General features: G+C 72.7%; 5 protein-coding genes. 2 read left to right on the top strand and 3 right to left on the bottom strand.

From position 1 onward, the window contains the following. Positions 1-1638, bottom strand: a 1638-nt coding sequence (locus tag ACLEQD_RS36165) for a hypothetical protein (RefSeq protein ID WP_410390432.1), incomplete at its 3' end; no start/stop codon positions are given. A 25-nt stretch (positions 1639-1663) separates the two neighbouring features. Here ACLEQD_RS36165 and ACLEQD_RS36160 point away from each other — a divergent pair. Together ACLEQD_RS36160 and ACLEQD_RS36155 are read left to right on the top strand one after the other, a co-directional pair. Next, positions 1664-2068 carry a TIGR02266 family protein gene (locus ACLEQD_RS36160; protein WP_120528360.1) on the top strand — a complete coding sequence of 135 codons (405 nt, stop codon included), beginning with the start codon at positions 1664-1666 and terminating at the stop codon, positions 2066-2068. Then, positions 2065-2622: a DUF192 domain-containing protein gene (locus ACLEQD_RS36155; protein ID WP_410390430.1), complete on the top strand. Its 558-nt coding sequence runs from the start codon at positions 2065-2067 to the stop codon at positions 2620-2622. Before ACLEQD_RS36160 ends, ACLEQD_RS36155 begins: the two co-directional genes overlap by 4 nt. 30 nt (positions 2623-2652) lie before the next feature. On the opposite strand, the gene ACLEQD_RS36150 is transcribed toward ACLEQD_RS36155, so the two are convergent. Then, positions 2653-4431: an EAL domain-containing protein gene (locus ACLEQD_RS36150; protein ID WP_410390428.1), complete on the bottom strand. Its 1779-nt coding sequence runs from the start codon at positions 4429-4431 to the stop codon at positions 2653-2655. Between the two features lie 139 nt (positions 4432-4570). Beyond that, entirely contained in the window at positions 4571-5056 is a 486-nt protein-coding gene (locus ACLEQD_RS36145; RefSeq protein ID WP_410390426.1) for a hypothetical protein, read from the bottom strand. Between the last annotated feature and the right edge of the window lie 201 nt (positions 5057-5257).

Below are 5257 nucleotides of genomic sequence, written 5' to 3'. Positions count from 1 at the left end.
CGCGAGCGCGTCGCGGGCGGACTCCGACAGCCGGGCCACCTCGCGGGCGCAGGCGCGGGAGAAGAGGCTGCCCGTGCGGAAGCGCGCGAAGGCCCGCGCGAGCGTGGACGCGTCCAGGGGCAGCGCGTCCAGGGTGCGCTCCCACTCGGTGACGAGCTCGTCCAGGGGCCGGCCGTAGGCCTCGTTGAAGTCCGCGTGCGCGTAGACGGCGCGCAGCCGGTCCGCGCCATACGTGTCCGCCAGGTAGCGCAGGAACGAGCCCGCCACGGTGTACGCGCGCGCCGGGGCGGACTGGTAGAAGCCCTTGGGCCCCATGAGGTCGCGCATGTCCGGGGCCAGCCCCTGCCGGCGCATGCCCGCGGCCCACTGGTGCAGGGTGAGCTCGCCCTGCACGGGGTCGTCCGCGGCCACCGCGAGCCCTTCAATCACGCCCATCAGCGGCCACACGCCCAGCCGGGTGGTGACGCGGAAGAAGCCGGAGCCCGCGGGGCCCGCCATGACGTGCGCCAGCTCGTGGTGCAGCGTGGAGTGGGGGAAGGGCTTGTCCTGGATGTGCAGCTCGGTGCGCCAGGGCTTGGCGAACTGGGTGCGGCCGGCGCCCACCAGCTTCTGCTTCTCGTCCTCGGAGCGGTAGAGCCACACGCGCACGCGCTCCGTGGGGGCCACGCCCAGGAAGCGCGACGTCTGGGCGTAGCGGAACTCCAGGTCGCGGGCCATCCGGTCCACGTCCTCGCGGGCCTTGCCGCGCGGGTAGTGCAGGACGAAGTGCGCCGTCTCCCGCACGCCGCCCAGCTGCTCCGCCAGGTACGCGTCGCTCATCCGCAGGCCCAGCTGGGGCGCGCGGACCTCCAGCCAGGTGATGCCCAGGGCGCAGGGGAGCACCAGCCCCAGCAGGCCGCCGACGCGAGCCCCTTGCCGCGCCAGCCGCCCGGTGCGCACGTCCAGGAACGCCAGGGCGAGCCCCGCGAAGACCCCCACCCACAGGAGCGTCTCCAGGCGGAACCAGCCGAGCGCGGCCGTCAGCTGGAGGGCCTCGTCGTAGAGCGGGCCGGGCAGGTGGCCCAGGAAGACGTTGAAGGCGAACACCTGGGGCCCGAAGACGATGGGCCACACCGTCACCGCCAGTGAGGCGAGGAGGAGCAGGGCGTACATGCCGGCCGCGCTCCGGGGGCGGGCGGTCGCGAAGCCCAGGAACACGCCGGCCGCGGACGCCAGCAGGGCGGAGGGGACGGTGAGCAGGGGGTAGAAGCCGGCCAGCTCGAAGGGGTCGCACGCGGTGCGCAGGCGGGCGAAGAGCAGGGCGCACACGAAGGGGGGGGCCAGCACCCCCAGGTTCAGGACGACGCTGGCGCCCAGGGCGCGCCCCACGGCGGTTCCGGGCAGGGCGGAGGCTTCCGCCGAGGCGGGCCGGGGGGAGGCGCCGGTGAGGATGCGGCGCTCCTGGGCGGCGGCGGCGATGCCCGTTCCTCCTCCAAGCAGGCCGACGGCGATGGACAGGGCCAGGCCCAGCTCGAAGCCGGGGACCCCGAAAAGCGGGAGGAGGACGAGGGCCGCCCCCCCACCGCCAAGCAGCAGCACGGTGGCCAGGACGGCCGGACGGCCCAACAGAGCGCGGGCACGGGGGAGGACTTGCCGCATGGCGTCCCCTATACTCCCCGGCCGCATGTCCGAACAGAAGAGCGGATCCGAACTGCGCACCCACGGTCGTGCGCCCATCGAGCTGAAGGTCGACTACAAGAAGCTCAATTCGTTCTTCGCCGACTACACGAAGAACATCAGCAAGGGCGGCACGTTCATCAAGACGAAGAAGCCACTGCCCATTGGCACGCGCTTCCTCTTCAAGCTGACGGTGCCGCACCGCGAGGCACCTTTCGAATTGCTGGGCGAGGTCGTCTGGTCCAAGGCCGACGCGGAGGAGCCCGGCATGGGCATCCGCTTCATCTACAGCAGCGAGTCGCAGCGCGTGGACTTCGAGACGCTGGTGGAGCGGCTCATGTCCGACAGCCTGGGCTCCGAGCTGACCGAGAAGCTGCTCAACAAGCCCCTGCACCCCCAGCACCCGTCATGACGACGCGGACGCGCCTCACGTTCGTTCTGGCGGCGCTGGCCTTCGGGGGCGGCGCGTGTCAGGAAGCGCCCGCCGCGCCTCCGAAGCCCGCCGCGCCCGCTCCGGCGCGTCCGAAATCGAAGGACGTGGCAGCGGAGGACTACGTGATGCCGACCCTGCCGCGCGCGCACGTGCGGCTGAAGGATGCCTACGGAGGAGTGCACCGCGTGGAGGTGGAGGTGGCCGCCACGGGGGAGTCGCGCACGCGCGGGCTCATGTGGCGCAAGTCGCTGCCCGCCGGGCAGGGCATGCTCTTCCTCTTCCCGGAGGAGGAGGTGCGCGGCTTCTGGATGCGCAACACGCTCATCCCCCTGGACATGCTGTTCATCACGTCCGACGGCCGCGTCGTGGGCATCATCGAGAACGCGGAGCCGCGCACGCTGACGAACCGCACGGTGGGCATCCCCAGCCAGTACGTGCTGGAGGTGCCGGGCGGCTGGTGCCAGAAGAACGGCATCGTCCGCGGCGGCACGGCGGAGTTCGAGGGCGTGAGCACCCTCCCCATCGCGCCGTGACCCGACGGCTGGGCGTGAGGCTCAGCCCGACTACTTCACCGCGCCCGGCTGGAACAGGAACGTGCTGGTGTGCGTCTGCGCGGAGACGGCCTTCACGCGCTTGCGCAGGGCCGCGGCGACGGCGGACAGCTCCGCGGGGTGCGGGTGGGCGGACAGCCCGTGGTGGTCCACCGCCGCGAGGCTCAGCGTCACCGGCACCGTGTTGCCCGCCGCGTCCGTCGCGGTGAAGCCTCCGCGCCGCAGGTCCTCCGGACCGTAGAGCGGCACCTTCTCCGCGTCGAAGCGCTGGCAGAGCGTGCGCAACACCTCCGGCGCCACCGCGTCCGGACACACGAGCACGAAGTCGTCGCCGCCCACGTGGCCCAGGTTCGAGCCCTCCGGCAGCAGGTGCAGGCACTCCGACAGGGCGCTCGCCGTGTAGCGGATCACCCGGTCGCCCTGGAGGAACCCATAGCGGTCGTTGTACGCCTCGAAGTGATCCAGGTCCGCGTAGATGACCGTGAACGCGCTGCCCTGGAGCGCGGCGCGGATCCACCGTTCAATCATCCGGCTGCCGGGCAGGTCCGTGAGCGGATGCGCCCCCGTCGCCGCGTGCTGCTCCAGGTCCGAGGCCCGCGCGATGAGCTGCTTCATCGTCACCGTGCCCAGGAAGTGGCCCTGCGCGTCCGTCACCACCACCGGGTCGTAGACGGACTCGGGCGGACGGCGCATCGCCATGCGCGCCAGCGCCGTGATGGCCGTCGCGTCCTCCACCACCATCAGCGCCTCGCGCGGCCCCTCCGGGAGCGCGGACGCCGCGCTGACGGCGGCACCCCCGAAGCGCGCGTAGAAGCTCCGCCGCGTCACCACCGCGTGCGGCTGCTCTCCGTCCAGCAGCACGACGTGGTCCTCGCCCGGCGTGCGGCGGAAGAGCCGGTCCAGCTCCACCGCCTGCGCCGTCACCGGAGCGCAGGGCGGGCGGATGATCATGCTGCCCACCGTCTCGTCGTCCTCGTGCTCACGGTGGTGCAGGGCGCGGATGGCCTCCCGGCAGCGCTCCGCGAAGTCCGCGCCCGGCCGCTGCGGGGAACTCACGGGCCGCGCCAGCAGGTAGCCCTGCGCGTGCCGGATGCCCAGGCGCAGCAGGACGGCCAGCTCGTTCCACGTCTCCACGCCCTCGGCGATGAGCACCGCGTCCACGCGCTGCGCGAAGGCGACCAGCGACTTCACCAGGTGCTGCCGGTACGTGTGCAGGTGGATGTCCCGCACCAGCGCCTGATCCAGCTTGATGAAGTCCGGCGCGCTGTGCACCAGCGTCACCAGGCCCGAGTGTCCCGCGCCGAAGTCGTCCAGCGCGATGCCGAAGCCCTGCTCCGCGTACCGCCGCGCGAGCATGCGCAGCTGCTCCGTGTCCTCGAACGTGCTGCGCTCGGTGATCTCCAGCACCAGCTGCTGGGGACTCAGGCCGTGCTGACGCAGCAGCTCCAGCGTGGACGCGCCGCCAAAGCGCTCGTCGCTGAGCACGTCCGGGCTGACGTTGAAGAAGAAGGGTCCGCGCCGCTGCGCCTCCGGCAGCGTGGCGATGCGGCGCACCGCCGCGGTCCAGCACGCGCGCTCCAGCTCGAAGGTGAAGCCCTCCACCCGCGCGCGGTTGAACAGCTCGTTGGGGGACTCCACCGGGCCCAGGCCTCGCGACAGCACCTCGTGGCCAAGCACCTCGCCGCTGAGCAGATCGACGATGGGCTGGAAGACGGTGGCGACCCTCGGCTCATCTCCGTTCCACAGCCAGGGGGGTGGCGGTGCGGGCTTGCTGGGGGAGGGCAGGCTCATGACTCCCGAAATGTACCGCGCTCCGGCGCAAGCTTCAGGCCCCCCCGACCACTCGGCAGGTCCAGCATCGAAAACGGACGCTTGCCGCGGGTCCTCCCGGAGGCCCGGGGCGGGAGGGCCCTGACAGCCTCCCCAGGTCCTATTCCCCCTGAATCCGCTGGATTTCCGGCACCTTGGCGCCGTCGGACGCGAGGGGAGCCGGATCCACGGGCGTCACCGGGGCGGCCTCCACCGGCGCCACCTGGGTCAACGTCACCTGGGCCGCGACCGCGTCCATCGCCTGGCCTTCCTCTCCCTGAGCGGTCGAGAGGGCGCGGAACCGGCGGGCCAGCGAGGCCAGCTCCGCCGCCTTCAGCTGGGCCTGTCCGCTGCGCAGCGACAGCAGCGCCACGCGCGCACGCTCCAGCAGCGCCACCTCCGCGCGCAGCCTCGCGAGGATGCGCTCCCGCCGCTGACGCATGTCCCCCAGCCGCTCCACCTCTTCCGCCAGCGACGCCGCCGCGGCCTCCAGCTGCCGGCGCGCCACCACGTCGGTGCTCGCACGGGCGCTGCGCTCCAGGCTGTCGCGCTCCGCCTGCAGCTCCGCGGCGCGCGCTCCTCCAGCTGCGCCTCCACGCCGGCCCACTCGGACGCCAGCTCCACCGCGCCCTTCGTCGATGCGCGCCAGCGTGCGGGCCAGCTCCTCGCGCGCGGGCTCCGGGCAGCTTCGCCAGGGACTGACCGCATTGGCGATAGAGGGTCAGCGCGCGCTCGGACAGCGTGAGGAAGTCACCGGAGAGCTGGGGCAGCAGCTCCTCCGCGCGCGCCTCCACCGGGTCGGCCGTCG

It is taken from the genome of Corallococcus sp. 4LFB (assembly GCF_046520365.1).
GTDB lineage: Bacteria > Myxococcota > Myxococcia > Myxococcales > Myxococcaceae > Corallococcus > Corallococcus caeni.
Note: the sequence above shows the minus strand (reverse complement) of the source record. Positions and strands in the feature narration are given on the sequence as shown.

Excerpts from the sequence above, each read along its gene's own strand:
- ACLEQD_RS36160 (WP_120528360.1), top strand. The coding sequence starts at position 1,664 with ATGTCCGAACAGAAGAGCGGATCCGAACTGCGCACCCACGGTCGTGCG.
- ACLEQD_RS36155 (WP_410390430.1), top strand. The coding sequence starts at position 2,065 with ATGACGACGCGGACGCGCCTCACGTTCGTTCTGGCGGCGCTGGCCTTC.
- ACLEQD_RS36150 (WP_410390428.1), bottom strand. The coding sequence starts at position 4,431 with ATGAGCCTGCCCTCCCCCAGCAAGCCCGCACCGCCACCCCCCTGGCTG.